Source organism: Prevotella sp. HMSC077E09 (genome assembly GCF_001814685.1).
GTDB lineage: Bacteria > Bacteroidota > Bacteroidia > Bacteroidales > Bacteroidaceae > Prevotella > Prevotella oris.
Genome location: NZ_KV817518.1, coordinates 1 through 218 on the forward strand (window position 1 = coordinate 1; position 218 = coordinate 218).

At 44.0% G+C, this 218-nt stretch carries 1 pseudogene; it reads left to right on the top strand.

Annotated elements, in window-relative coordinates:
- A pseudogene (locus tag HMPREF2983_RS03545) lies at nt 1-216 on the top strand (virulence protein); the annotation flags it as partial.
- Between the last annotated feature and the right edge of the window lie 2 nt (nt 217-218).

Genomic DNA, 218 nt, shown 5'->3' on the forward strand with positions numbered 1-218 from the left:
GAAAACTATTCGTTAATGACCACTACGGAGATACTCACCTATTTGGGTATTTATACCCACCAGCCACTTGTTGCCAAGCGTATGGGCGAAGCCTTGAAGAAAGCAGGATACATAAAGGTGAGCAAACGAAGAAACGGTGGTAGCCCCATCTATGTCTACAAGATTAGGAAAATCTTGCCATGCCCGCTCCTTCAAACTTGTAGTAGCCAAATGTAGTA